The sequence below is a fragment of the Streptomyces sp. NPDC014006 genome, assembly GCF_043088925.1.
Classification (GTDB): domain Bacteria; phylum Actinomycetota; class Actinomycetes; order Streptomycetales; family Streptomycetaceae; genus Streptomyces.
This window is the reverse complement of the sequence record NZ_JBICAJ010000022.1, coordinates 1-24,157: the sequence shown is the minus strand read 5'-3', so window position 1 is coordinate 24,157 and position 24,157 is coordinate 1. Positions and strand designations below refer to the sequence as shown.

Here is a 24,157-nt window from a genome sequence, read left to right as displayed (position 1 = left end):
GGCCATGTTGAATGACCGTGTGGCGAGACGAAAGAAGACACAGCGGCCTTCCTTCGGCCTGCCCAAGGCCATCGTGCTTCTGGCGACGCCGGAGGGCTGGCGTCACAGCCTGCTCACAGCGGAGGGCGGAATGCTCTGGGGGCGCCTCAGCGGCGAGCTGCTGGATCCCGAAGTGGCATTGGCCGCAAGCGGCCACGATGGTGAAGGAACTCGCCCGGGACTTCCACGGCACCAGCGTCGAGGTGACCTGGGACCCACGACAGGAACCCTGGAGCTGGACCGGACAGCTCATTCCCGCCCCCTACGACGAGGCCGGTCCGACGCACCGGGAATGCTGATGCCATGCCCGGGCCGTCAAGGCGAGACGGTGGACGACGGGCGCACGGCGCCCCGGCGGCCGGTCGCCGCCTCGGCCCGGCAGGCGACGCCGTACTCGCGGGCGAACCAGTTGGCCTCCGCCACCGAGCCGCTGAGCGCGCGCAGGTAGAAGGCGTAGGCGACCGAGTCGATCTGCTCGGTGGTGAGTGTCATGCGCCAGCGGTTGCCTGGCCGGTCGAAGTAGGCGGTACGGACACGTTCGACGAGGCCTTCGGCCGGTGGTATACGCAGGACGGAGGCGAGGTTCGCGTAGACGCGCAGGGCGTCCATCTACGCGGGACGCAGCTCGATCATCTGCTCTTGGGCCGCGCATGGTGTGCTGTGCGGGGTGGGGTCGGGAGAGGCGTGCAGGTAGGTCAGGACGTCGTGGCCCTGGGCGCTGAGGCGGGCAGCCCAGAGAACGGGGCGCCCCTCGTGGGCGGACAGTTCCGCGCGGTCCTCCCGGTCGGCCAGCTCAACCAGGCCCTGGGCGGCCGCGCTCTGCAGAGACTGCTGCAGACCGGGCGGCACATCGGTGGACAGCACCCAGCCGTAGACGGACCCCGTCTCCTGCTCGCGCAGGGAGCGCAGGGCGTCCAACCGTGCCTGCCGCGCGTTCATGATCACCCTCGCCCTCGCCATCACCCGCGGCCGGGACCGACAGTAGAGCCTGGATCCCGCGAGGGGCGAATGACTCCGCACCGCCCCTGCGCCCGTGGTAGGCAAGTCAGGCAGGTGCCCCCCCTACCGACCGGGGCGGCCGCACCTCACACCAGCACACGAGCTGTTCCTGTGAACGCTCCTCTCTTGGCCGGGTGCCTCGGTACGCTCCCGCCCATGAGCAGCAAGCGTCCGCAGGACTCGCCCGCCCAACGGCCGGAGGACGACTCGGAGAAGAAGCCAATGCGTCAGCGGCTCGCTGACAGGTGGAACGGACTGGGGGCCCCCGCCAAATCAGTGGCAGTGGTGATCGGCGTGGCCGTGGCCGTGGCCGGAAGCCTCGTTGCCGTGGCCTACTCTCGCGCGGACAGCGACGACGAGGTCGATGAAGACAACGCCAGCACCAGGCCGCTGAGCTTCGACGAACAGGAACAACTCGTCGTGACCCTCTGCACCAGCTTGGAGACGATGACAGAAGAGGAGTTCGAGGCGAACTACGCGAAGCTCGACAGGGACCATCAGTTCGAGGTCGACGAATCCATCTCGGCGTTCGCCGCCGCTGCCGTCGGTGATGAGAACTGGGATCTCTAGACCGTGTCCTATGTGGTGAGGCGGACGAGTCGCTTGTAGCAGCACAGGGCTGCGGCGAGTCCGAGAAATGCCAGGTAGTTGCGGGGGTTTCGTTCGTAGCGGGGGCTGAGTCGGCGGTAGCCCGACAGCCACGACATCGTGCGCTCGATCACCCACCTGCGGCGGCCCAATCGCTCGCTGGACTCGATGCCCCTGCGCGCGATCCGCACTCCGATGCGCTTGCCACGTAACCATTTCCGCCGATCAGCACGGTCGTAGGCCTTGTCCGCGTGCAGCCGCTGGGGCTTGAAGTACCAGCCGCGATCGGGGTCGTGTCTCGTTTGGTGACCCTCGACCATGGGCTTCAGCCCTTCGCTGTCGTGCGTGTTGCCAGCCGAGACGCCGACGAGGAGGGGCAGTCCGTTCGCGTCCGACAGGACGTGCATCTTGGAACCCGGCTTGCCCCGGTCCACGGGGCTCGGACCTGTGTGTTCGCCCCCTTTTTACAGGTCATCTCATTTGGTCTGTTCGATAGCCTGCCGGGGTGGGGATCGTTGAGCGGCTGGTGCCGGATGAGCTGTGGGAGTTGTTCCAGCGGGTGGTGCCGGAGGCCCCGACTCGTCTGCAAGGGGGTGGTCGACGCCGGCACGGTGACCGGGAAGTACTGGCGGCGATCGTGTCCGTCGCGACGTCGGGATGCACGTGGCAGCAGCTGCCATCCGCGTCGTTCGGGCCTTCGGGAGCCACAGCTCACCGGCCCTTCACCGAGTGGTCGAAGGCCAGAGTGTGGGCGAAGCTTCACCGCCTGGTCCTCGACGAGCTCGGTGCACGCGGTGAACTGGACTGGTCGAGGTGCGCGATCGACTCGGTGAACATGCGGGCTCTGAAAAAGGGGAACTGACGGGCCCGAATCCTGTGGACCGGGGCAAGTACGGCTCGAAGATCCACTTGATCACCGAGCGGACCGGTCTGCCCCTGTCCGTCGGTATCTCGGGTGCCAACGTGCACAACAGCCAGGCCCTCGTCCCGCTCGTGCAGGGCATACCACCCATCCGCTCCCGTCGCGGCCGACGGCGGCGTCGACCGGGCAAGCTCCACGGTGACAAGGGCTACGATCGAAGGCCTCCGCGTCAGCCTCGCCGGAGTCGAATCCAAAATCGACCAGATCGACTCCGCATCCGGCGGCATGTCGATCAACCTCGGCATGCCGCGTAAGGTCTCGGCTCAGCCCGCCCGAAAGGAGGGAGCAGCGTCGCTGAGACAATCACGGAATGATCAGCAATGAGATCCGGTTCGACTGCCGGCATCGCGGCGACGACGGTCCGCTCGTGGTCGTCCCCCACCTCGACGGAGCACCACTCACCGAGCTGATCGACGGGTTCGAGATCGCCGCCGGGATGCAGCCTGCGGGTGATGCCTACGGCGGTCTGATCCCGGAGTTCTTCCGGTTCGGCCCGATGCAGGACCACTTCCTCGGACGGTCCACTCGCACGGTGGGGCCGAAGACACCTGTTCTCGGGTGTGAATGCGGCAAGTGGGGATGCTGGCCTCTCATGGCCCGCATCACCGCGACGGCGGACCTCGTAGCCTGGGACGCCTTTGAGCAACCGCACCGCAAGACCCGCGACTACGTGGCATTCGGTCCGTTCCAGTTCGACCGTCACCAATACGATGACGCCTTGCGGGCCCTGAGCGCGGTGATCGGTTCCGGCGACGACGGCACGCGCGCGTGAGCAATGCCGTCAGCCCGTCTTGCCGCAGACGAAGTCCAGGGGCGGGCGGAGAACAGCGGCGCGGTGGATTTGTCATCACCCGCCGGCGACGGGCAGGTTGTGCCACCAGTGACCGCATCCGCCGGAGCAGAAGCGTTCGCGGCGCCGTTCGTCCGCGACCGCGAGTACCGCGACCAGCAGCCGGAACGCTTTGCGGCGTTCATCGACGGGGGTGAGGCCAGCGATCTTCCCCAATTGCTGGTCGATCGGGCCGCGGGTGATCAGAACCGCAGGCGTGTGCGTCGGGCGCAGCCCGGCACGGCGGATGCTCTCCGGTCCGTCTTCGGTGACAGCGCGGGCCTGCACACAGTGATGGCGCAGGAACAGGAGTATCTCGGCCTGCTCCTCCGGGCCGTGGCTGTCGAACCACTCGATGCCCTGTGACATCAGGCGCAGGCCTTGGGCGAGTTCGTTGAGGATGATGTCTCGGTCGGTCATGATCGATTCCCGCAGTCCAGCGAGACGAAGGCCTCAGCGGCCTCGTCGACGAAGGCGCATAGCCGCTGCATGGCCTGCCGGCAGTATTGCGGGTCGAGGGCCGCCAGGGCCCGGACCTCGAGCCATCGGTCCCAGGGACCGCCCGGGGCTAGGAACCGTGTCGTGTACTCGGAGCCGAGAATCTCATCGAGGTACAGGAGCGTCCCAAGGACGACTGCCTGGTCGTAGTGGAGGTCGGGACGCGACAAGTAGTGATCAAGGTATGCGCTGAGCAATTCGGCATCCGCTGCGCTGCCGAACTTCGCAAGGGCGACGCAGTACGCCGCGCCCGCATACGGCCCCTCGCTGGCCAGCAGGAGCCGGCCTATCAGCTCGCGAAACTCGGACCTGTGAGCCACAGCAACCAGCCAGGCGGCAGTCTTACGCTCGCGCCACCCACCCTCGAAGAGGACGTCGAGCTCCGCCGGAGTGATTTCGTACGCAGCCTGAGCCAGATCCCGCACGAGCGCGGAGCGCTCGACCGGGCTCAACCGGAAAACGCTCCCGCCCAACCGAAGGTATCGCCGATCAGGCGTGACGAACCGCCGAACCAGGTCCTGCAGTTCGGGATCGCTCTGGACATCACGCATAGCCGCATCCTGGCCTTAACGGTACGCACGTGCCACAGGTTTGCCGACTGCCTCGACGGACCGTAGTTACTGGTTCAGAGAAGTGACCAGGCCAAAGGAGATGGCGCCGCTCCAGATCGTCCGGGGCATACGTGTCCCTCCGTGGTGGCCCCGAGCACACCCAGCCTACGAAGCCCGCGCCGCCGGCGCACCACACCGTGCGCCCCTCGGGGCACGGCGGGACGCTGGAGGCATGGTCCAGGTGATCGTGTATCCGCCAGACAACCAGGGCGGCCGGCGCGTGCGAGCGGACGGCACCATCCTCGGCCGCGCCTACCGGCTCCGCGACGTCGTCGCCTTCCTCCAGGACGCCGGCATGGAAGGGATCGACGACCTCGACGTCATCCGGTCCGACGACATCGAATGGCGCGGCGGCGGCCCGGAGGTGTGGGGGTAGAGGAGGTCAGGGTGAGGCGGCTTCAGGCGCCAGCCGCTGCCGGTGCAGCTGTCGTGCAGGGGCGGGAGCCGGTGGCCCTTCACATCGGTGCTGTATTGGTGGCTCTGCCCGCAGTCGCACTCGTAGATCCCCGACTGGGGGACGATCTCGCCCGGCTGGTAGGTCTTCTCGCCGCTTTCGCCATGCCGTCCAGCGTCCACGGCGGGCGTGAGAGCGGCGGGTCGCCCGGGGCTGAGCAGGTGACCGAGTCGTGTCCTGGATTGTCAGCTGGCGCCGAGGATGTCCGCCCCGCCATGTTGGATGGCTGCGTGGCGAAACGACGAAATGCGAAGCGGCCTTCCTTCGGTCTGCCCAAGGCAATCGTCCTGCTGGGGACGCCGGACGGCTGGCGCCACAGCGTCCTCAATGCGGAAGGCGGAATGTTCTGCGGGCGCCTCAGCAGCGAGCTGCTGGATCCCGCAGTAGCGTTGCCCGCCGCGGCCAGGATGGTGAAGGAACTCGCGCGCGACTTCCACGGCACCAGCGTCGAGGTGACCTGGGACCCGCGCCAGGAACCTTGGAGCTGGACCGGCCAAGTCATTCCCGTCCCCGATGATGAGGCCGCCCGGCACACTGCGGAGGCTAAATGCCAGGCTCAGGCCGTCAGAGGGAGGCGGTACGCGACGGCGGGCGCACAGCGCCTGCACGGCCGGTCGACGGGTCGACGCGGTAGGTGACCCCGTAATCGCGGGCGAGCCAGTTGGCCTCAGCCACCGAGCCGCTGAGTGCGCGCAGGTGGAAGGCGTAGGCGACCGAGTCGATCTGCTCGGCGGTGAGGGTCATGCGCCAGCGGTTGCCCGGCCGGTCGAAGTGGGCGGTGCGTACCCGCTCGACGAGGCCGTCGGCCGGCGCTACCCGCCGGACACGGATCCTGTGACGTTCGTCGTCTCGGGCGGGCAGGGCGACGACGAAGTCGTCTCCGAGGCGGACGCCATGGCCGACTACCTGCGCGCCCGCGGAGTGTCCTCCGACCGGATCGTGCGGGAGGACCGCTCCGTCAACACCAGGCAGAACCTCCACTTCAGCGGGGCCCTCATGGAACGCGCCGGTCCCGGCCACCGGGCCACGGTGGTCACCAGCGGCTTCCACGTCTACCGCACTACCCTGCTGGCCCGCCGCGCCGGCGTCCCCGTCGACGTCATCGGCGCGCCGACCTCCCCCGCGTACTGGCTCTCGGCGACCCTGCGCGAGTTCGCCGCCGTCCTGTGGCTGGACCGGCTCCCGCTGGCCGGGCTCAGTCTGCTGCTGGCAGTGCCCGTGGCGACGGCGGTCTTCGAGCGCTGAGCGAGTCCTCGCGCCCTTCGGTGACACCCTCGTCGGCCGAGCAGGGGCCGCGGGGCGGGAGGCGTGGCGGAGCGAGGGAGTCCACGATGCCCCAGCCGATTCGGCTGTACATGTCGATGTCGCTCGACGGGTTCATCGCCGGGCCGGACGACCGGCCAGGTCAGGAGCTGGGGCGGGACGGCGGACGGCTCTTCGACTGGCTCGACGACCGGGAGTCCGACGGGCCGAGCGGCCAGGTCTACCGCGAGGCGCTGGCGACCGGCGCGCTGATCTCCGGCCGGCGGACCTTCGAACTCGCCCGGCGCTGGCAGGGCGACCATCACGACGGCGTGCCCATCTTCGTCCTCACCCACCACGTGGACGACGGAGACGAGCCACCCGGCCACGCGCGGTTCGTCACCGACGTCGACGAGTGCGCCCGGCTGGCGCGCGCCGCCGCCGGGGACCGGCCCGTCATGGGGCACGGTGCGGGGGCGGCGCAGGCGCTGCTGCAAGCCGGGAAGCTGGACGAGATGGAGATCCACCTGGTGCCGGTCCTCCTCGGCGGCGGCCGGCGGCTGTTCGACCACCTCGGTAGTGAGCACACCGAGGTCGAACTCGTCCGGCGGCTCGAGGACCGGGACGTCACGCACCTACGCTACCGGGTGCGCCAGGCCGGGGAGGCGGCGTGAGGACGCTCTTCGTCTCGTACCGCGTCACCGATCTGGAGCGCTCCCTGCGCTTCTACACCGCCCTCGGCTACGGCGTGCTGGGCCGGGCCGAGGCGGGCGACGGGAGCCGCCTGGTGATCCTGAAGTTCCCCGAGGAGACGGCGGCTTCGCTGGAGCTGGTCCACCGTCCCGCTGACGGACCCGTCGACGTGGGCAGCGGGGTCGACCACCTCGCGGTCCAGGTGGACGGTTTGGCCGGCACCCTGGAGGCGCTGGCCGGAGCCGGTCTGGACCCGGGGCCCGTCCTGAGTCCGGGCGGTCCCGCGGGCCCGAAGACCTCGTGGCTCACGGACCCGGACGGGTACCGGATCGAACTGGTGGAGTGGCCGGCCGGACACTCCGACGGGATGACCGCGGCGGACTTCTCCTGAGTGGCGGGCGGTCCTGCCCGGCCCCTGGTGGCGGCCGTCGCGGCCGGGTCCGCCGCTGAATTGCCTACGGCCGCCGCCGCCCTGGTCAGTCCGGTTCCGTCGTCGTGATCACCATCAGCTTGGTCACCTTGCCGTCGTCGTCGACCACGTCGCGCACGGGCCTGAAGCCCAGGCGGCGGCACATGGCGAGGCTGGCCGCGTTGTCGGCGCTGACCATGCCGTAGGCCTCCTTCAGGCCGAGGTTGTCGGCGGCGTGGCGCAGCAGGCCGCGGACCACCTCGGCGCCCAGGCCCGGCCTCATTAGGGCGGGGGGAGCGCGGCGACGTCGCTGAGGATGGCGCGGAACAGGGTGCGGATCTCCGCCTCGGGCACGCGGTCCTGGCCCATCCAGCGGCAGACCTCCTGCTCGCGACGCCGGTCGTCGAGCCGGTCGACGATGAACTGATAGACGCGTACGCCGATCTGGAGGTCTACGGGCATGCGGTGAGGTCCTTCGGGATCAGTGGTCGGTTATCACCTGAGGGGGCGCGGCCGGGCCCGTGAACCTCTGCGGTGTCACCGGCTGCCGCGCGGCGGCGGGAGCCACGGGGGCGGCAGGCGCGGCGGGGATGCCGCCTGTGGGGTACTTCGCCGCCCACCCCTTCAGCAGCCGCTGGTACGCCTCCAGGCGCGACCAGCTTTTCCGCTGCTCGTACTTGTCGCAATCCCTCTCCAGCGCTCCGGCTGTTGGGGGAGCTGCGGGAGGCCGGGGCGGACGAGCAGGCCGCCGCCCTGGCCGAGCGGGCCGCCGCGCACGTCGGCCGCGACGGCCGGGCCGCAGGCGCTGTCCTGCAAGACCAGCGTCGGCGACACCGGCGGATGGGCCGAATGCACCGGATCCGGCACGTGGCGCGTTGTCTCCATCTGCAACGCCGAGCGTGACAAACGAGCTCGTGCACGGTAGGCGGTGGGGCGTCGAGTTCTCGATCGTCGATCATGGTCGTGTGGTGGGGAACGCGTCTCGTGCAGCGATCATCAGGGATCGGAGGATCACCGGCCTGTCGGCTGGTGTGATCGCTGAACTCGTCGCTGAGGTAGGGCCGTTGTGGCACGAGAGACACCAGGCCAAGCTCGCTTCCAGGCCGCGGAAGCGGGCTGTGGGCGCGGGCGCGAAACACCGGCTGGTGTACGTCGACCGGCTCCTGGCCACGCTCGTGCATCTGCGCCATGCCGTCACTCATGACGTGCTGGCCTGCTGGTTCGGTGTGGACCGCTCCACCGTCACCCGTGCCATCGGCGAGGTGCGGCCACTGCTCGCCGAGCGAGGGTGCACCATCAGCCCCGGAGTGCGGCTGCGGACCCTGGACGAGGTCGTCGACCACCTGGGAACCAGCGGGAAGACCGGCATCATCGACGGAACCGAGATCCGCGTCAGGCGTCCCGCTGCCGGACGCAAGGACCGGGACAAGTTCATCTCCGGCAAGAGCAAGCAGAACGCGGTCAAGACGATGGTCGTCACGGACGGCGACGGCCGTGTCCTCTTCTGCAGCCCGGCTCAGCACGGCAGCTGCGCAGACATCACCCACGCCCGCCAATTAGGGCTGGTCAGGCTCCTGGACGGCGGACCCGCGCTGGAGATCCTCGCGGATGCCGGCTACCAGGGTCTGGGCGCCCAGACAGGCGGCCGGGTGGTGACACCACCACACCGCAAGTTCAGGAAGAACGCCCCAGACTGGTACGAGGAGATGCATGAACGCCAGCGGAAGGCACACTCCTCACGCCGTATTCGTGTCGAGCACGGCATCGCCCACCTGAAGAACTGGCGGGCCTTGTCCCGCCACCTCGGCCGCCGCGAACACACGAGCGACACTATCCAAGCGATCGCCGGCCTGCTGTCCCACCAGCAGACTGTGGGCCTGAACCCGACACGGCAGACGTGAACTCGGGCCACGCTGAAGTTCGCGACGTCCCACCCCTTACCGTGCACGAGCTCGCCCCTGGTGACGCCCCGATGCACCGAACCCCCGACTACGGTCTTCGCGCTGGTTTCTCTGCCTCTGCGACGGAGGACAGGACCAGCCGAGGTCGCCTCCACGTCTGCTGAATGGTAAAGCCGTGGGTCGAGTTTGAGGCGCGTTCGACGCCGGACCTCGCATGGCAAGTTCAGGCGGCGTCCTCGTCGACTTGCTTGGGGGCAGGGGTGGGGCGGCCGGTGGAGAGGTAGGTGTAGCCCGCGGTGGTGAGGGTGGTGGGGTCGAGGTGGTTGCGGCCGTCGTAGAGAACAGGAGTGTTCATGAGGGTGCGGTGGGCGGCCCAGTCGGTGGTGGTGAGGTGGGGCCACTCGGTGACCAGCATGGCGGCGTCCGCATCGGTGAGGGCTTCGGCGATGGTGGGGTGGCGTTGGGTGTGGCTCCAGGGCTGGGTGCCTGGTTCGGGGCGGGCCATGGGATCCCAGCAGGTGACGGTGGCTCCTTCAGCGAGGAGGCGGGAGGCGATGATGGTGCTGGGTGCTTCCCGCATGTCATCGGTGCCAGGCTTGAAGGTCATGCCGAGTAGGGCCACGGTGCGGTTCTTGAGTGTGCCGAGTTCGGTTTTGAGGCGTTGGACGGCGCGGCGGGGTTGGAGCTCGTTGACTTCGATGACGGCGGTGAGGAGTTGGAAGGGGTAGCCGGTGTTGCTGGCGAGGGCGCGTAGTGCGCGGGAGTCCTTGGGGAAGCAACTTCCGCCGTAGCCGAGGCCGGCTTGCATGAAGTGCGGGCCCAGCCGGTGATCTTGGCCGATGGCTCGAGTGACATGGGTGATGTCCGCTCCAGTGGCCTCGCACAGTGCTGCGATCTCGTTGGTGAAGGAGATCTTCGTGGCGAGCAGGGCGTTGGCGGCCATCTTGACCATTTCCGCCGAGGCGATGTCCATGGTCTCTACGGGGCCGGGGATGCCGTGGTGGAGGGTTTGGACGAGGAGGGCGGCGGATGGGTCGTCGGTGCCGATGACGATGCGGTCGGGGTGCATGAAGTCTTCGATGGCGTGGCCTTCGGCGGTGAACTCGGGGTTTGAGGCGTAGGCGACGTGGGCGAGGCCGGCGTCGTCCAGGGCGTGACGGATGCGGGCGCCGGTGCCGACCGGGACGGTGGATTTCACGACGACGGCGCGCAGGTGGCCGGCTGTGGTGAGGGAGTCGATGACGGCCCATACGCGCGAGAGGTCGGCGTCTCCGGAGGGGGTGGGTGGGGTGTCAACGCAGATGTAGGCGACGTCGGCGTCGGCGACGGCGACGGCTTGCGCTGCGTCGAGGGTGAAGGTGAGACGTTCCTTGTTGCGGGCGAGCATGTCGGACAGGCCCGGTTCGTAGATGGGTACGTCGCCCGAGTTGAGGATGCGCACGCGTTCGGGCTGGATGTCGCGGATGGTGACGTGGTGGCCGAGTTCTGCGAAGCAAGCGCCGGCGACCAGGCCGATGTATCCGGCGCCGAACACGGCGATCCGGTGCGCATGGTCGTTGCGGTTCATCTGTTTCCCCACGGGTTTTGGCGTGATGACGGGCGTTAGGCCTGAGGCGTGCAGCCACGCCCAGGTGTCGGCGGCCGGGCGAAGGAGCGGTGGTCGGCGGCCGGCGGCCGGCGGCCGGCGGTTGAGACTAGTCGGTGGTACAGCAGGCTGCGGCGTTCTATTGACATGACCGTTGCGATTGGGCGGTCAGCCGGTGGTAGGCAACTGGCTGCCACCGGCTGCTCGACACCGGACTGCGGACCGGGAGGTCGGGTGGACGGTCGGGAAATGAGCGCGGGGCGGGCTTGGCGAAGCTGCTGGGGTCGGTACGGCGCCCTGGCCGATGGCCGGTGCCGTGGCTGCTGGTTCGGTGGCGGCCAGTGCGGCCTAGGCGGCCTGGGTGCCCAGGGAGACTTCGGCGCCTGCCTGACGAGTGCCCCATCCGGTCTTGGCACACGTCAGAATGCCGTACCAGCGAAGGAACCGCAGCAGGGTCCAGGCCAGCACGATGGCCAGCGGCATCGCCAGCCAGGTGACGGCTCGCTGCCGGATGCGTTCGTCGGAGCGGATGATGCTCAGATAGCGGAGCCCTTGCGCGTAGCCGATGAGGAACGGGATGACGAGCATGCTGCTCGGCGGCAATTCGTGGAAGAAGAGCGGCTCGACGACGAGCAGCCAGACGGTGACCATCTGAGTGAGGATCATCTGCAGCCAGCGCATCGCGTGCAGCCAGTACGCGGGTCGAGCGGGGGAAAGGTAGCGCATCCGCCACACCGACCGGATCGTGGAACCGCGCATCCATCGCAGGTACATGCGGGAGAAGTGGCTCCACTTCTCCGGCATCGCCGTGAAGCAGATGGCCCGCGGCTGCTGAACCGTCAGCCCGCGCTGCTGAGCGTAGAGGGTGAGCAGGCTGTCGTCGGAGAACATCACGGAGCGGCCCATGAACGTCTCGTTGAGGTAGGAGCCGAGGTTGTCGCGGATGATGCCGGCCCGGTAGGCGGCTATGGGTCCTGAATTGACCATGACGGCGCCGAGGGCCGACTGGCCGGAGCGGTCGACGAGCTGGCACACCACGAACCACAGGTCGGTCACGCGCACCAGCCAGTTGGCTCGGTTGTTTGTGGCGATAACGATGCCTGCCACCGACATCACGCGAGGCCGGGCGAAGGGCAGGAGGATCTCCTCGATGGCGTTCGGCGCAAAGCAGGAGTCGGAATCGCAGGTGAGGTAGATGTCTGCCTCGGGGCTGACCCGCACGGCGTGGGCCTGGGCGTGCCGTTTGCCGCCGTTGGTGACCAGCTGCCAGGTGGTGGCTATGCCTGCACTGGCGGCTGCCTGTTCCCACCACAGGCGCACTTTGGTGTAGTCGCCGTTGGTGGAGCCGTCGTCGACTATGTGCACCGAGTCGGGCATGCGGGTCTGGCGCAGGAAGCTTTCCAGCCCCAGGCGCAGGTAGCCGGGGTCCTCGTTGTAGACAGGGACCAGGATCGAGACGTGCAAGGCGTCGAGCTGGCGACGGCTGCGGTCAGTGACGTGGGGCATCCGCTCGAGGTGGTACATGAATGTCTGCAACAGGAACACCAGGAACAGACTGATCCAGACCACGGTGAGTCGGCTGCGGGTTTCGGCATCGGTGCTGAAAGCGATCACGGCGTGGTGCGTGGTCCACGCGGCGGCTAACAGCAGAACGAGGATGCCCGTGATGACGGTCGCGGACCGGTGCTGGTGGGCGCTGAGCAGCGGCTGGCGGTGCTGGCGGCTCACTGGGTGCGCCGCTGGGACGTCGGTGCGGAACCTGCGGCGAGCTTGCGGCGGAACCCCAGACGGATGCAGACCAGGCCGAGGCAGACCAAGGTCGCTGCGGCCCCGAGCATCCACCCCCCGATCGGATAGGTCATGCCGCCGATCACCAGAACCGGAGCCCCCGTCTGCGCCAACTGAGCGTGTCCAGACATGTGTAAGTCCCCCCACGGGAAAAGGTCGTTGGATGTGAAAAATAGTAGAAGCATCCGTGACAGCGCCGTGCAGTTCTTTAACTTTGAAAGAACCTTCAACCAACCTCGGAACGGGAACCTCCGGATCGAGACGTGAAGTAATGCCAGGTCAGCGGTGCCCGATCATGATCAAGTCTCGTGATGCAACTGCGACAAAAATATTTCGTCACCGATCTGCGCACGCCCCGGACACCCTTCCTCGTTGCAATCATTGGCCAAAGGTGGGTCGAATTCATAGCCAAAGCTCCCGACACTCACGACACAGGAAGCGGAATGCGTGAATGGCAACCGCAGAAGAACTGGACGCCGCAAGCAACTGGCGGTGAAGACACCAAACGACAAGCCATATGGCCGGAATTGCGCCACCGCGACAGCCCGTACTGCCAGAGGCCCCCCTCCCCCGTTGCGCGCCGGGGGCGCCTCGCCGTGCTTCGGCGGGCCCCAAGCCGAGATGACCGATACGACTACCCCGCCGAACTCGCCCTCGCTGCCGCAGCCGGGCCGCCAGTGAACGGGAAGTCGCCGTACACGAGGCGCAACAGATCCAGACCCGCGGTGCATTCTCATCCGAGCTCCGAGAACCCTCCGGCTCTGCCTCACGAGGTGGTGGTCGAGACGACGGAGCGGGCTCTGCGTGACCGCTTGGCGGAGGGCGAGGCGGCAGGCGTCCTGGTCGGGACCGCGTTGAACGACGACGACGCGGAGTTCATCGAGCACTGGCGCGTGGAGGTCGGGACGCGGGCTGCATCGGGAAGTCCACTGCTCGGGCTGGCGGGCCTGTGCCTGGACACACCGCTCGACGCTTCGGACGACTCAGCGTTGAGGCCCTCGCGCTGGCGGCGCGGGCCGAAGCCGACCCGATGGACGTGGACGGACGGGCCCTCGACGGTCATGACGATGTCCGGAGCTTCCTGCACCCGTGGTGAGTGACGCCGCCGGCCGCGCCGGGTGAGGCCGCGTTGGAGTTGCTCGCCAGTGCGTTGAGGCGCTTGTCGGCGGCGTTCTTGTTCCGCCAGATGATGTAGCGGCGGATCATGCTGCCCTGGACCTTGTGGCTGGGATGGTCGGTGCCGTCGAGCGCGAAGGAGCGCAGGACCGTGAACTGGGCCGATATCCGGTTGAGCCAGGAGCTGTTGGTCGGGATGTAGGCGATCTCGACATTGTTGGCATCGGCCCAGTCCCCCACCTCGCGGCAGCGCCTGGGGGTCCGGTGGTCCAAGTTGGGCAGGGATACTTCGGGAATGCTGTTGACGTGGGTTGCCGAGGTGGCGGACGAGCGCCTGGTGCTGGAGCCGACTGACCATCGAGTGGAGTGGGAGACCAACACCTGGTGGCTGGGTGCGGAGGATGAGGACCGGCGGGCCCTGTCCGTGTCGGAGGTGGTCGCCGCATTCGAGTGGGCCGCAGAAGGCATCCGGCTCCGCGTCCGCGAGATGGGCTTCGCAGAGGTGGCGACCTTCTACGTGTGGCTTGACGAGCAGGCTGGGCAGCTCCGGTGCTCCACCGGGTCGGTGGCTTCGGACGAGCTGCCCTTCGGTGGGGCGTACGTGCCTTGTGAGGATCTCGGTTTGGTCGTTGAGGGTTTCCTGAGCGACCGGGAGCCAGGCGTAATTGCCCAGGAGGATCTCGAAGACGTGAACGATCAGTCTGCGGCCGTGACTGAGCCGGAGGCCGCGCCCTTTGCTGTATGGGTTCGCAGCGTCGGAGCGGTCTTACGCTGACCGGTCCCGTCCACCGATGCTGGCGAGGCGGCGGTAGCAGATCAGGGCTGCGGCGATGCAGTGAAGGCGAGAAACTGCTCGGCCTTGCGCTCGTGGCGTCGGTGCAGGCGGCGGCAGCCGGAGAGCCCGGACACGGCGCGGTCGACGACCCAGCAGTGCCAGCCCAGACATCGGCAGGACTCGATGCCGCGGCGGGCGCTGCGCGGGACGATGCCGCGTGACCGCAGTCATCCCCGCAGGTGGTCATAGTCATAGCCCTTGTCGCCGTTCGTCGATGAAGCGGCCGTGGTCGTTGTGCAGGGTGGCGGTGTTGCGGTCGTTATTCCAGACATAGTTGCGGCGGTCCTGGAACACATCGTGGCGGGCGTCGCGGCCTCAGCCGGTGTGAACGCGGACGGTGGAGCGGCCGTCCAGGCGGTAGTGGTGGAAGGTGTAAGTGTGGCCGCGCTCGTCGCTGAGGGTCCAACCGTCCAGGTTCAGCGTCCGGCGGGTGCTGTTCGTGATCTCCACCCAATCGGCGTTCAGTGAGGGTTGGAGCGGTCGTCCCGTCCCAGGGAGTCGTACTGCACCGCGCTGATCGATACCGCGTCTATGCCCAGACCCGTCCCGACGACGTCACGATCACGAGCTGGCTCGTCGTCGTCACTCAACTCGACGAATCTCCGGCGTGATCCGGACAAACCGGACCAAACCCCGCAGGCCCTCGGCCGGTGCGCGGCATCCGGTGCAGCGGCCGTCCCAAGTCGTACGATTCTGCTCGGTCAGCCCGCGTGTGACGGCCTGCTGACTGCCCGGGCGATGCGGTGGCCGACCAGCCGTTCGGCGTCCGCGAGTGGATACCAGGCGGCGCTGGTCACCTCCGCTTCCTGAATCTGGCCCACATCCGCCTGGTCCGTCGTGAAGGCGAACCCGATGTCGAGGTGGTAGTGGTCCGGCTCGCCCTTTTCCGGGCGCGCCGGAACACGTCCGTACTCGACATACGCGGGGACCGGATCCGCCAGGAACACTGCCGCGGCATCGAGGCCGGTCTCTTCGGAGAGCTCGCGCACAGCGGCGTCGATCAGTGTGGTGTCGGTCGGCTCGAGATGGCCTCCGGGCTGCAAGGTGATCCCGTAGGCCCGGTGCTCGATCAGCAGGATCTCGGAGCCCCCGCGTACCAGCAGAGCGCCGACCGTCACATGCATCGGGAAGCTCCGCCGAGAGGCGAAGTTCTCACCGCCGGAGAGCATCTGCACCGGCTCGGACAGCAGCTCGGCCTCATCCGGGTAGCGCTCCAGGTAAGCGGCAAGAGTGTCCGAGATGGCGGCATTACCGATCGCCACGGGCCACCTCCGATCCGGTCCGGGAACGAAGCTCCCGGTCACCGACCGCTCGGATACGGGCAGCGAGCACGTGCACAGTCAGCTCCAGCGAAGGTCCCTGGCGTACGGGGAGGTTCGCACTCTACAAGTCGAGTGCGAGCCGGTGCGGCCCAACGCGCCCATCCCCAGCTCGCGAGCACCATCGTTGGCGATTCGGCCAACCGCCCACATTCACAAACCTGTTGTGCGGGCTGGATGCATGCATCGTCCACCTGCCGCCGCCCGCTCTATCTCGGGATTCCAGGACCGACCGAAACACATGTGTTCGATATCCAGGCCAGGTCGTTGAGCCTCACGACCACGCAGGACGACCGTCAAAGGGGACCACGTTGACCTCGGCCGCTAGGAACGAACACCACACCACTGCGCCTCCTCCGCCACCGCCGGCGGAGATCACCTACAGCGGGCAGTACTCCGTCAATCCGCTCGCCGAGGTGTCCTTCCGCCGGATGTGCGGGCAGATCCCGGCCGTTCTGCGCCGGATCGCCCGGCTGTCGTGGCGGACAGACCGACGGGCCGTGCAGCTGCTGCTCGGCTGCCAGGTGGTCACGGGTGTCTCGGCCGCGGTGCTGCTGACCGCCACCGCCCACGCCATGAGGCCCGTTCTCGGCAACGGATCGGCCGGCGACCGGCTGCACGGAGCTGTCCCGGCGCTGGTGGTCGTTGCGCTCGCCGCGGCGCTGGGTCGCGGCGCGGCGGCGGTGGCCACGTACGCGGAGCGGCGGATCACCCCGCGGCTGACGACGGAGACGGACAGCGCCCTGGTCGAGGCGGTGTGCCGGGTGGAGGCGTCCGCGTACGCGGAGGAGGGGTTCTCCGACCGGCACGAGGCGGCCGAGATGGGGGTGATCCGCACCCAGGTGATGGTCACCGATGCACAGCGGTTCCTGTCCGCGCTGATCCGGATGGTCACCGCCGGCGGGGTGCTGTCGGTGCTGAACCCTCTAATGCTGCCGCTGCTCTTGCTCGCGGTGCTGCCGGCCGGTGTCGGGGCGGTTCTGACCGCCCGGGTCGACTACGAGATCCACTACGCCAACATCGCCGACCGTAACGTGCGCGGGATGATGCGCTGGTGGGCGACCACGTCGAAGTACGGCGACGAGGTCCGCGCCAACTCGATGACCGACTACCTCGTCTACTGGTACCGGGCCCTGTCCGACCGATGCGACCGGCGCACCCTGGCCGCCGCGCCGCGGACCCTGCGGATCGCTCTGCTCTCCGCCGTGGCCGGCGGCGTGTTCCTCGTCGCCACCTGGGGAGCACTGGCGTGGCTGGCGGTCTCGGGCCGGATCGAACTGGCGGTTGCGGCCACGGCCGTCATCGCCGTGCAGACCACGCTCGCCGCACTCTCCCAGGTCGTCATCAACGGCGCCGCGGTCTTTCACACCAGCCTCTACCTGAGCGACATGCAGGCATTCCTCGACGACGCCGCGGCCCGCACCCCCAAGCGCGGCCCGGGCAGGCCCGACGACCGGGTCGAGCAGATCCGGCTCGAGGAGGTCTCCTACCAGTACCCGGGCAAGGACAAGCCCGCCGTCGACGGTGTCTCCCTCACCTTGGAGCGCGGTCAGATCCTCGCGATCGTCGGCGCGAACGGCTCGGGCAAGTCCACGCTCACCCGCCTGCTCACCGGCATCTACCTGGCGGACAAGGGCAAGGTCACCTGGAACGGCGCCGACCTGGCCGAGGTGGACCCCGCCAGCGTGTGGGCGCAGACCGGGCTGGTGCCGCAGATCTTCGCCCAGTGGCCGATGCCGCTCCGGGAGAACGTCACCCTCGGTCAGCCCCGCACCCACGACGACGGCCCTGTATGGGAGGCGATCGACGCGGTGGGCCTGCGCGAAGCCGTCGACGACCTTCCCGCGGGCTTGGACACCCTGCTGTCCCGCGAGGTCTTCGGGGGTTCGGAGCTGTCTGGCGGGCAGTGGCAGCGCATCGCGTGTTCCCGGGCCCTGTACCGCCTCCCGGGTCTGCTGATCCTGGACGAGCCGACTTCCCAGATGGACCCGCGTGGTGAGCACCAGATCTTCGAGCAGATCAAAGCCATCGCCGCCGACCGCATCACCATCGTGGTCACCCACCGCCTGGAGAACACCAAGATCGCCGACCACATCATCGTGATGGAGCACGGCCGGATCACCGAACGTGGCCGGTACGACGATCTCGTCCACGCTGGCGGGACCTTCGCCGAACTCCTTCACCTCGCACAAGACCGCTGACCACGTGCGCCCCACCCAGGAGCAGACTGTGCCCCCTTCCCCGAGCCCCGCCGACAGCCGCAGCCGCCTGGCATCCGCCACGCACCCGAACGCGAGGTGCGCGGTATGAGGCAGACGAAACCCCTGCCCGCGGCGGTGCGGCGCTGGGCGGAGCAGCACATCGGCCCCGTCACGGACGTCCGCGACGCCTCGCACGACTGGTACCGCTCTCGGGTGTGGGAGCTGGAAGGCGACGGAGGCGGCCCGCTGGTACGTGAAGGTCTCGCCCTCGGTGAAGTTCTTCACTCGCGACCCGGGCCTCCCGCCACGTCGTTCCCGCCCTTGGTCAGGGCCGCGCGCCCCACCTCCTCGACAGCCGCGCGGAGGACCTGGCTGTGCTGCTCACCGCGGCGCCGGGCGCCCGGCGCCGGGGCTGGGACTAGGAGGGGGCGCTGTGGTACGGGGACGGACGACCCAGTAGCCGAGGGAGACCCAGCGGGGACTCAGGCGCGCGGACCGAGGCCCGGGCGCAGTCAGCGAGGCCGGCGGTAGGTCAGCAAGTAGCGCCAGAAGATAAGTCTGCGCATGGTGGATCCGGGCAGCAGGATTGAGGCCTTGACCCGTATCTCGTCGTACGACATCGTAGGCTGCTGCACTGGGGCATCCACGATGCTAACCCCATTCCGCGAGGGTCTGACCTTGTCTAGCACCGCGGTTGCGAGGCGAGCCACGGTGTTGAACGGGACTGCGGCGAGGCTCCAAGCCCAATCTGCACGTGACCTTTCCGGGTAGCAGCCCAGGATGACGAGGACGCCGCCAGGTGTCAGTGCGCCACGTAGCTTCTGGACGGTGTCGAACGGCATGTGATGAAGGCTCGCCAGGCACGAGATGAAGTCATACTGTTCCTCAGGCAGGTCAACAGAGCCGACGTCCACCACTCGGAAGTTCAGCGAACTCGCTTCTCCGACCGTACAGGCCGTTTCCGCCTTCGCGAATTCGATGACCCCTGGATCGGAGTCGAATGCATCCACTTCGATTCCCAATCCCGCGAGCTTGCGAGCGAATCGACCGGTGCCGCAACCGACGTCCAGCGCCCGGCGACAGCCCTGGGGAACAGCCCGCAGCAAAACTCGATGATAATGATCATTGTGATCGAAAGACATTGCGCCACTTACTCCCAAGTCAGGTTACAGTGTGTTAGGGGGCCGAAGATGGAGCATCTGGTCGACGACCGCCACCATTCGCGCGGAAGACGCCCGCACCGTAGCGGGCCATCGATGAACAGTAGACGAACCGTTTCACCCCAGCCGCGAGCGCCCCGGAAAGCACAGCGATAGTTGAACCGCAAGTGTGCTCGTGAACGAGGTAGGGGGAGAAGACACTCAGGCCCTCGTAGGGTGCCGCTGCGCAGTGGTAGACCACTCCGACGCCGTCCAACAGATCGGCGTAGTCCTGGACGTCGCGGCAATCGGCTGTCCGGAACTCTATGCCGTTCGGGATGTTCTCCTTGTAACCACCGAGGAGGTTGTCGATGCCCCGAACTTAGAATCCGCGCTCAACTAACTGCTCGGCAGTGTGGCTGCCAGCAGCCCCGCGACTCCCGTGACGAAGACGGACTTATTTCTCATGTCTCTCCTTGTGTATGTGTCACCGTGTCGGAACGGCCGCCTGCCACAGCGAGCGCAGACCCAACACCAACAGCCGTCGCGTCAACACCAACAGCCGTCGCGAAAGTCGGCGGACCTCGTACCCCTCGAACAGCTGTCGGTCTAGGAGTGAGGTGAGCACCACGGGCGCGCTGTCCGGAGTCTCCGCCGCAGCGAAGTCCCAGAAGATCTCCCGCAGTTTGTCGTCGGTGAACTCCTCCTGTTCCCGCGCGAGCTGCTCCTGCCCCTCATCCCAGATGCGCGCCATCGCCGCCTCCTTGACGTTGCCCAGGGGGTGGGCGCTGTAGAGCCGGCTCATGGTGACGTCGCCGGTCGCAGAGATGGCGACACTGGTGTCCTTCACCAGGTAGGGGAACATCACGACGTCCTGGTGCGAGGTCAGTTCCTCACCCGGGACCAGGTAGGGGGCATTGAGGTTCAGGTCGAAGTCGACGGCCGGTACCCGGCTACGGAACTCCTGGACCTTCCGGTGCATCCCCATCGTCTCGGCCTCGGTCAGCAGCAGACGGTTACGTCCGCCGCGGCCCGTGGGACCGGACCAGAATGAGGTCCTGGCGCCGGAAGCCACGCAGGCGGAGGTCGTCGACGAGTGCGAAGACGTTCTGCTGGTTCGTCTTCATCACCGTGGTCAGCACCTTGAAGCTGTCGACGCGGTCGCGCAGGTAGGCCGAGTTCTCCATGACCTGGTCGTAGCGGTCGACCAGACGGACCGCTTCAAACGTCTCCCGGGTGCCGTCGACGCTGACCCGCAGTGAGGAGATGCCACTGGCGATGATGCGGTCCATCTGCTCACGGCTCAGGTTGGCGGCGTTGGTGATGAGTGTGACTGTGGAGTGCTTCAGCTTGGGAACCACGTCCAGGAGGTCCCAGAACCCCTTGCGGATGGTCGGTTCGCCCCCGGTCAGAGTGATTTCGAACGTCTCCATGCGGTCGAGGTCGAGCATGACCTCCTGGAGCTGCTCGATCTACAGCATCCGGCGGCGGATGTGCACCGGGATCTCGCCGGTGTTGGTGCGGCAATGGATGCAACGGAGGTCACACGCGTAGGTGACGTCCACACTGGCGCGCACGGGTGCGCGATACCCACTCATCGAGCGAACTCCTTGTTCAGTTCTTCAGTGAAGGTGTCGGTCATGAGGTGGGCTTTCCACCACGCGTAGGTCGCTTCCACGCCCTGGGCCAGGCTCACCGGACGGTCCACGGGGCCGAGCATGCTCCGCTCCAGAGTCACGTCGGCGCGGAACTCCCTGATCTCGTTCCGCCGCTCAGACAGAGGTTCGAATGTCGTCCTGGCGTGCAGTCGGCGCACTATCTCGGCAACCTCGGCCACCGAGTGCGTGACACCGCTGCCCAGGTTGACAGTCGGCAGCGCGGGCAGGATCGCCAGGCGGGCCAGGCGGGGGGTCAGGTCCGCGATGTAGGTGAGGTCCCGGCGCTGAAGTGCATCGCCCTCCAGCGGAAGCGGGCGGCCCTCCAGGGCGCTCTTGCACAGTCGTGGCACGAGGGCGTCCGGACGCTCGTGCGGCCCGTAGACGTTGAACAAGCGGGCGACCGTGACGTCGGTGCCGTGTTGAAGCGGACGAAGAGGACGTCCGGATCGAGGTCGGCGAGCACCGTCAACGCCATGTCCGTGACCCACGGGGCACGGGGGGACTCGTGGAAGGTGTGGTCCGGGTTGGCGGTGTAGTCCCTGGACAGGGAGCTCGGCCCTTGGTGGGGATCCGTCTTGGCGAGGAGGTCCTCCATCGCCCCGTATGCGCTGCTCAGTAGGGCCGTCCCCGCCTCGAATGCCACGTGGTGGGGCCCCCGACGGCACGGACGGTCAGCGGGATGGACAGCCGGCCGTCGTCACCGAGCCGCGCGTCCACCCGTGTGGTCACTCCGGTCATCAGGCTCGTCGGGCCGGCACCGTGGCCGGCGGGGACGGACACCTCGACGACGAGGCTGTCGGTCGTGTCGAAGGCCAGGCGGACCCGGTGGTCGAAGTACGTCAGTTCCGCGGACCCACGGCCATCCTCCAGAGGCACGGTCCCAGACCGGGACGGCGCGTAGAGGCAGTACACGCTCGGAATCGCGGTCCCCTCCTCACCGCGTGTGAAGGTGTGAGGGAACTGCACCGCCGCCGCGGACAGCCCGTTCTCCTCACACCAGTCGAGCAGCGAGGGCGCGGTCAGCGTGGATCGCTCGTAGGGGTGGACGCTGGACAGGGGGTTACCGGAGAGGGCCTTGATCTGCGCGACCGGCTCCGTCGACCAGAAGCTGTTGCCGACGATGCCGTGTCCGTCCGGGTGCCGCCCGGTGAGGAAGGACGCGTGGGCGGGCGCGGTCGATGACGGGAAGACCGTCGGCAGCGCGGAGACCGGGCTCGGCTGGAAGCCTTGGACCCACTGGTCGACGGCGAACAAGTCGTGTTCCCTGACGATCGACGGCACTCCTCCGTCGATGCAGAAGACCACCAGCTTGCGCCAGCTGTTCGGTCGGGTCATCCGCATGATGGGTCTCCGGTACTTGCGGCGGCCCTGGCTTCCGGCTGCTGGAAGACAGGGGCGAGGTGGGTTGTGTCGTTGTGGCCGTGCAGCAGCCACGAGCCGGCCGGGTCACCGGGGCGGTATTCCCAGTGGGTGATGCCGGTGTGGGCAACGGCGAGTTCGATGCGTGCTCCGGTGCCGCACAGAACCTCGAGCAGGGCGTCGAAGACACCGCTGTGCGTCACCAGCACGATGTGCTGCCCAGGTCCGCCCTGTCGGCACAACTCGGAGACACACACCGACACACGCTCGAGGAATCGGTTCCATGTCTCGGATCCGCCGGTCTCACGGGCGCACTGGGGTTCACGCAGCCGCTCTCGGGGCCCGGGGGTCCGCGCGTCGCCGTGGGGTCCCGAGCGGATCTCGTCGAGCCGGTCGTCGACGGCCGGAGGGACGCCGGTGGCACGGAAGATCTCGACGGCGGTCTGCCGTGCGCAGGTCTGCGCGGCGGTACGGAGGTGCGTGACGCCCTGGCGCGCGAACCGGGCCGCCACGGCACGGGCCTGGCCGAGGCCTTGCGCGGTGAGTGTCCGCTCCCCCCGGCGGGTGTCCTGCCCGTGGCGTACGAGATGGAGATGCATGTCCGCCTCACCCCGTGCGCGGCGCGCCGTTGTGCCACGCCCACGCAGAGCTGAGGATGTCGTGCAGGTCGTACTCGGCTCGCCAGCCGAACGTGCGGAACACCAGTCCGGCGTCGGCCCACGACGCCGGCATGTCGCCGGGCCGGCGGGCGCAGAGCTCCAGGGGCACCTCCCCACCGCTGATCCGCCGCAGCCCGTCCACCAGGGAGAGCACGCTGGTGCCTTCGCCCCGGCCCAGGTTGTACGTCCCGCAGGATGGGGACGCCCTGGCGCTCGCAGATGCGGACGATCCGGTGAGTGCGGGCGGCGGTCAGGTCGTGAGCCCGGCCCGGCAACGTGGGCGAGAGCCACAGCAGCCGGCCGTTCGGATCGGTGACCACCTGCACGTTCACACCGTACCGACGGTGCTTAGGAATAGTCCGCGCGTGAGTCGCCGACGCGGTCGCACTCGGCGAGGGTGCCGTCCAGCAAGACGAAGTCGGGGTCGGCCTCGCGTGGCCGTGCATCAACGCGGGTACGCGACCAGGGCCGCCAGCCAGCCACCCGAGCTGGGTGAACACCTCCTCCATGCGGTACAGATGTAGAGGGTGTCGGCCGCGACGATGTGGGCCATCAGCTGGTCCGCCGACAAGTTGCCGCACATCCCCTTGTTGTCCGGCCGCCGGGCGCTGGAGCCGGACGAGGATACGGTTCGGGCGTGACCGCTGATGCTGCCGCCCCGACCGGGACCTGGAACGGCGCCTCGGTGCGCTCTCGTGTTGCCGCGATGGCCCTGGAGGATCCTGAGCGTCGCCGCTTCGGTGCCTCGCACCACGGATACCGGCTTCAACCGCTCCTGTCGGAGGAGGCGATCCGCTCCTTCGAGCAACTGCACGGCGTCACCCTTCCCGCGTCCTACCGGGACTTCCTGGGCACGGTCGCCGGTGGCGGAGCGGGACCTCATTACGGACTGCTGGGCCTGGCAGAGGAAGTGGATGACGAAGAGGCCCTGCACGACCTTCGGACCGAGTGCCTGCGAGCCGGCTTCCTGGCCACCCCGTTCCCGCACACCACAGACTGGCCGGGACCGGGCAGGGGAGGCGACGCCGACTACTCGGTCGCGGGGACTCTGGTCCTCAGCGAGATCGGCTGCGGCGCCTTCTCTCGCCTCGTCATCACGGGCACAAACGCCGGACAAGTCTGGCTCGACGACCGCTCCTGGGGCGGCCTGACCCCAGGACCGGACTTCCACGACTGGTACACCGCATGGCTGGCATCTCAGTAGATCTCAAACACGGTCTCAGCTTGTTCTTTATGGTCTGAGTCGGTTTCGTTCAGTGATGCTCTCGGGTCGTTTCACGGTCTTGCCCACGTCATAGCGGGTGGCGGGCCGC

General features: G+C 68.0%; 32 protein-coding genes and 5 pseudogenes. 13 read left to right on the top strand and 24 right to left on the bottom strand.

The window, feature by feature from the left end:
- Positions 1-197: 197 nt before the first annotated feature.
- Positions 198-338 carry a hypothetical protein gene (locus ACF1GV_RS39820; protein ID WP_391691570.1) on the top strand — a complete coding sequence of 47 codons (141 nt, stop codon included), beginning with the start codon at positions 198-200 and terminating at the stop codon, positions 336-338.
- A gap of 16 nt (positions 339-354) precedes the next feature.
- Here ACF1GV_RS39820 and ACF1GV_RS39815 read toward each other — a convergent pair whose 3' ends face one another.
- Together ACF1GV_RS39815 and ACF1GV_RS39810 are read right to left on the bottom strand one after the other, a co-directional pair.
- Entirely contained in the window at positions 355-648 is a 294-nt protein-coding gene (locus ACF1GV_RS39815; protein ID WP_391691567.1) for a DUF6417 family protein, read from the bottom strand.
- Positions 649-978, bottom strand: a complete 330-nt coding sequence (locus ACF1GV_RS39810) for a hypothetical protein (RefSeq protein WP_391691564.1) — start codon at positions 976-978, stop codon at positions 649-651.
- 216 nt (positions 979-1,194) lie between these two features.
- Here ACF1GV_RS39810 and ACF1GV_RS39805 point away from each other — a divergent pair, with 216 nt between their 5' ends.
- A complete protein-coding gene (locus ACF1GV_RS39805) occupies positions 1,195-1,608 on the top strand; it encodes a hypothetical protein (protein WP_391691561.1) in 414 nt (137 codons plus the stop codon).
- 8 nt (positions 1,609-1,616) lie between these two features.
- Here the strand turns inward: ACF1GV_RS39805 and ACF1GV_RS39800 are convergent.
- Positions 1,617-2,090: pseudogene (locus tag ACF1GV_RS39800) on the bottom strand (IS5 family transposase); the annotation flags it as partial.
- 41 nt (positions 2,091-2,131) lie between these two features.
- On the opposite strand from ACF1GV_RS39800, the pseudogene ACF1GV_RS39795 reads away from it, so the two are divergent.
- Together ACF1GV_RS39795 and ACF1GV_RS39790 are read left to right on the top strand one after the other, a co-directional pair.
- A pseudogene (locus ACF1GV_RS39795) lies at positions 2,132-2,793 on the top strand (IS5 family transposase); the annotation flags it as partial.
- A gap of 65 nt (positions 2,794-2,858) precedes the next feature.
- Positions 2,859-3,320 carry a hypothetical protein gene (locus ACF1GV_RS39790; protein WP_391691558.1) on the top strand — a complete coding sequence of 154 codons (462 nt, stop codon included), beginning with the start codon at positions 2,859-2,861 and terminating at the stop codon, positions 3,318-3,320.
- A gap of 75 nt (positions 3,321-3,395) precedes the next feature.
- Here ACF1GV_RS39790 and ACF1GV_RS39785 read toward each other — a convergent pair whose 3' ends face one another.
- Both ACF1GV_RS39785 and ACF1GV_RS39780 read right to left on the bottom strand, forming a co-directional pair.
- The gene (locus ACF1GV_RS39785) at positions 3,396-3,797 is read right to left on the bottom strand and encodes a DUF5958 family protein (protein ID WP_391691555.1); all 402 of its coding nucleotides are present in this window, start codon (positions 3,795-3,797) and stop codon (positions 3,396-3,398) included.
- Complete coding sequence (locus ACF1GV_RS39780; protein ID WP_391691553.1) at positions 3,794-4,426, bottom strand: DUF6000 family protein; 633 nt, start codon at positions 4,424-4,426, stop codon at positions 3,794-3,796. Before ACF1GV_RS39780 ends, ACF1GV_RS39785 begins: the two co-directional genes overlap by 4 nt.
- Before the next feature lie 232 nt (positions 4,427-4,658).
- Between ACF1GV_RS39780 and ACF1GV_RS39775 the strand changes: the two genes are divergently transcribed.
- Both ACF1GV_RS39775 and ACF1GV_RS39770 read left to right on the top strand, forming a co-directional pair.
- Complete coding sequence (locus ACF1GV_RS39775) at positions 4,659-4,862, top strand: hypothetical protein (RefSeq protein ID WP_391691550.1); 204 nt, start codon at positions 4,659-4,661, stop codon at positions 4,860-4,862.
- 308 nt (positions 4,863-5,170) lie between these two features.
- Positions 5,171-5,578 carry a hypothetical protein gene (locus ACF1GV_RS39770; protein ID WP_391691548.1) on the top strand — a complete coding sequence of 136 codons (408 nt, stop codon included), beginning with the start codon at positions 5,171-5,173 and terminating at the stop codon, positions 5,576-5,578.
- Here ACF1GV_RS39770 and ACF1GV_RS39765 read toward each other — a convergent pair.
- The gene (locus ACF1GV_RS39765; protein ID WP_391691686.1) at positions 5,505-5,771 is read right to left on the bottom strand and encodes a DUF6417 family protein; all 267 of its coding nucleotides are present in this window, start codon (positions 5,769-5,771) and stop codon (positions 5,505-5,507) included. The two genes, ACF1GV_RS39770 and ACF1GV_RS39765, sit on opposite strands and share 74 nt — an antisense overlap.
- Between ACF1GV_RS39765 and ACF1GV_RS39760 the strand changes: the two genes are divergently transcribed.
- From ACF1GV_RS39760 to ACF1GV_RS39750, 3 genes are all read left to right on the top strand, one after another.
- Positions 5,712-6,185 carry a YdcF family protein gene (locus tag ACF1GV_RS39760; RefSeq protein WP_391691545.1) on the top strand — a complete coding sequence of 158 codons (474 nt, stop codon included), beginning with the start codon at positions 5,712-5,714 and terminating at the stop codon, positions 6,183-6,185. The genes ACF1GV_RS39765 and ACF1GV_RS39760 overlap by 60 nt on opposite strands.
- 86 nt (positions 6,186-6,271) lie before the next feature.
- Complete coding sequence (locus tag ACF1GV_RS39755) at positions 6,272-6,856, top strand: dihydrofolate reductase family protein (protein ID WP_391691542.1); 585 nt, start codon at positions 6,272-6,274, stop codon at positions 6,854-6,856.
- Complete coding sequence (locus tag ACF1GV_RS39750) at positions 6,853-7,266, top strand: VOC family protein (protein WP_391691539.1); 414 nt, start codon at positions 6,853-6,855, stop codon at positions 7,264-7,266. Before ACF1GV_RS39755 ends, ACF1GV_RS39750 begins: the two co-directional genes overlap by 4 nt.
- Before the next feature lie 85 nt (positions 7,267-7,351).
- On the opposite strand, the gene ACF1GV_RS39745 is transcribed toward ACF1GV_RS39750, so the two are convergent.
- Both ACF1GV_RS39745 and ACF1GV_RS39740 read right to left on the bottom strand, forming a co-directional pair.
- On the bottom strand, positions 7,352-7,567 hold the full coding sequence (locus ACF1GV_RS39745) for a GNAT family N-acetyltransferase (protein WP_391691536.1): 216 nt from the start codon (positions 7,565-7,567) through the stop codon (positions 7,352-7,354).
- A complete protein-coding gene (locus tag ACF1GV_RS39740; protein WP_391691533.1) occupies positions 7,567-7,746 on the bottom strand; it encodes a hypothetical protein in 180 nt (59 codons plus the stop codon). The genes ACF1GV_RS39745 and ACF1GV_RS39740 overlap by 1 nt, the downstream gene beginning before the upstream one ends.
- Positions 7,747-8,402: 656 nt before the next feature.
- Here ACF1GV_RS39740 and ACF1GV_RS39735 point away from each other — a divergent pair.
- The gene (locus tag ACF1GV_RS39735) at positions 8,403-9,185 is read left to right on the top strand and encodes a transposase family protein (protein WP_391691530.1); all 783 of its coding nucleotides are present in this window, start codon (positions 8,403-8,405) and stop codon (positions 9,183-9,185) included.
- A 223-nt stretch (positions 9,186-9,408) separates the two neighbouring features.
- Here ACF1GV_RS39735 and ACF1GV_RS39730 read toward each other — a convergent pair whose 3' ends face one another.
- The 4 genes and pseudogenes from ACF1GV_RS39730 to ACF1GV_RS39715 all read right to left on the bottom strand — a co-directional run.
- The gene (locus tag ACF1GV_RS39730; RefSeq protein WP_391691527.1) at positions 9,409-10,752 is read right to left on the bottom strand and encodes a UDP-glucose dehydrogenase family protein; all 1,344 of its coding nucleotides are present in this window, start codon (positions 10,750-10,752) and stop codon (positions 9,409-9,411) included.
- Between the two features lie 366 nt (positions 10,753-11,118).
- Positions 11,119-12,498, bottom strand: coding sequence for a glycosyltransferase (locus ACF1GV_RS39725; RefSeq protein ID WP_391691524.1), 1,380 nt, complete (start codon positions 12,496-12,498; stop codon positions 11,119-11,121).
- The gene (locus ACF1GV_RS39720) at positions 12,495-12,689 is read right to left on the bottom strand and encodes a hypothetical protein (RefSeq protein ID WP_391691521.1); all 195 of its coding nucleotides are present in this window, start codon (positions 12,687-12,689) and stop codon (positions 12,495-12,497) included. The genes ACF1GV_RS39725 and ACF1GV_RS39720 overlap by 4 nt, the downstream gene beginning before the upstream one ends.
- 991 nt (positions 12,690-13,680) lie before the next feature.
- Positions 13,681-13,941 (bottom strand): annotated as a pseudogene (locus ACF1GV_RS39715) (IS630 family transposase); the annotation flags it as partial.
- 28 nt (positions 13,942-13,969) lie between these two features.
- On the opposite strand from ACF1GV_RS39715, the gene ACF1GV_RS39710 reads away from it, so the two are divergent.
- Positions 13,970-14,449: a hypothetical protein gene (locus ACF1GV_RS39710; RefSeq protein WP_391691518.1), complete on the top strand. Its 480-nt coding sequence runs from the start codon at positions 13,970-13,972 to the stop codon at positions 14,447-14,449.
- A 249-nt stretch (positions 14,450-14,698) separates the two neighbouring features.
- On the opposite strand, the pseudogene ACF1GV_RS39705 reads toward ACF1GV_RS39710, so the two are convergent.
- Together ACF1GV_RS39705 and ACF1GV_RS39700 are read right to left on the bottom strand one after the other, a co-directional pair.
- Positions 14,699-15,048 (bottom strand): annotated as a pseudogene (locus ACF1GV_RS39705) (lamin tail domain-containing protein).
- Positions 15,049-15,210: 162 nt separating this feature from the next.
- Positions 15,211-15,771 carry an NUDIX hydrolase gene (locus ACF1GV_RS39700; RefSeq protein WP_391691516.1) on the bottom strand — a complete coding sequence of 187 codons (561 nt, stop codon included), beginning with the start codon at positions 15,769-15,771 and terminating at the stop codon, positions 15,211-15,213.
- Positions 15,772-16,139: 368 nt separating this feature from the next.
- Between ACF1GV_RS39700 and ACF1GV_RS39695 the strand changes: the two genes are divergently transcribed.
- Positions 16,140-18,029 carry an ATP-binding cassette domain-containing protein gene (locus ACF1GV_RS39695; protein WP_391691513.1) on the top strand — a complete coding sequence of 630 codons (1,890 nt, stop codon included), beginning with the start codon at positions 16,140-16,142 and terminating at the stop codon, positions 18,027-18,029.
- Between the two features lie 512 nt (positions 18,030-18,541).
- Here the strand turns inward: ACF1GV_RS39695 and ACF1GV_RS39690 are convergent.
- From ACF1GV_RS39690 to ACF1GV_RS39645, 10 genes and pseudogenes are all read right to left on the bottom strand, one after another.
- On the bottom strand, positions 18,542-19,171 hold the full coding sequence (locus tag ACF1GV_RS39690; RefSeq protein ID WP_391691510.1) for a class I SAM-dependent methyltransferase: 630 nt from the start codon (positions 19,169-19,171) through the stop codon (positions 18,542-18,544).
- A 34-nt stretch (positions 19,172-19,205) separates the two neighbouring features.
- Positions 19,206-19,541: an NAD-dependent epimerase/dehydratase family protein gene (locus ACF1GV_RS39685; protein WP_391691683.1), complete on the bottom strand. Its 336-nt coding sequence runs from the start codon at positions 19,539-19,541 to the stop codon at positions 19,206-19,208.
- A gap of 114 nt (positions 19,542-19,655) precedes the next feature.
- A complete protein-coding gene (locus tag ACF1GV_RS39680; RefSeq protein ID WP_391691507.1) occupies positions 19,656-20,150 on the bottom strand; it encodes a hypothetical protein in 495 nt (164 codons plus the stop codon).
- A 34-nt stretch (positions 20,151-20,184) separates the two neighbouring features.
- Positions 20,185-20,619: a radical SAM protein gene (locus ACF1GV_RS39675; RefSeq protein WP_391691504.1), complete on the bottom strand. Its 435-nt coding sequence runs from the start codon at positions 20,617-20,619 to the stop codon at positions 20,185-20,187.
- Between the two features lie 21 nt (positions 20,620-20,640).
- The gene (locus tag ACF1GV_RS39670; RefSeq protein WP_391691501.1) at positions 20,641-20,766 is read right to left on the bottom strand and encodes a hypothetical protein; all 126 of its coding nucleotides are present in this window, start codon (positions 20,764-20,766) and stop codon (positions 20,641-20,643) included.
- On the bottom strand, positions 20,763-21,314 hold the full coding sequence (locus ACF1GV_RS39665; RefSeq protein WP_391691499.1) for an NAD-dependent epimerase/dehydratase family protein: 552 nt from the start codon (positions 21,312-21,314) through the stop codon (positions 20,763-20,765). The genes ACF1GV_RS39670 and ACF1GV_RS39665 overlap by 4 nt, the downstream gene beginning before the upstream one ends.
- A gap of 124 nt (positions 21,315-21,438) precedes the next feature.
- Positions 21,439-22,161 carry an alkaline phosphatase family protein gene (locus ACF1GV_RS39660; protein ID WP_391691496.1) on the bottom strand — a complete coding sequence of 241 codons (723 nt, stop codon included), beginning with the start codon at positions 22,159-22,161 and terminating at the stop codon, positions 21,439-21,441.
- Positions 22,158-22,784 carry a histidine phosphatase family protein gene (locus tag ACF1GV_RS39655; protein WP_391691493.1) on the bottom strand — a complete coding sequence of 209 codons (627 nt, stop codon included), beginning with the start codon at positions 22,782-22,784 and terminating at the stop codon, positions 22,158-22,160. Before ACF1GV_RS39655 ends, ACF1GV_RS39660 begins: the two co-directional genes overlap by 4 nt.
- 7 nt (positions 22,785-22,791) lie before the next feature.
- Positions 22,792-22,998, bottom strand: coding sequence for a hypothetical protein (locus ACF1GV_RS39650; RefSeq protein ID WP_391691490.1), 207 nt, complete (start codon positions 22,996-22,998; stop codon positions 22,792-22,794).
- Between the two features lie 28 nt (positions 22,999-23,026).
- Positions 23,027-23,279 (bottom strand): annotated as a pseudogene (locus ACF1GV_RS39645) (transposase family protein); the annotation flags it as partial.
- A 202-nt stretch (positions 23,280-23,481) separates the two neighbouring features.
- Here ACF1GV_RS39645 and ACF1GV_RS39640 point away from each other — a divergent pair.
- Positions 23,482-24,048 carry an SMI1/KNR4 family protein gene (locus tag ACF1GV_RS39640; protein WP_391691488.1) on the top strand — a complete coding sequence of 189 codons (567 nt, stop codon included), beginning with the start codon at positions 23,482-23,484 and terminating at the stop codon, positions 24,046-24,048.
- The last annotated feature ends 109 nt before the right edge of the window (positions 24,049-24,157 follow it).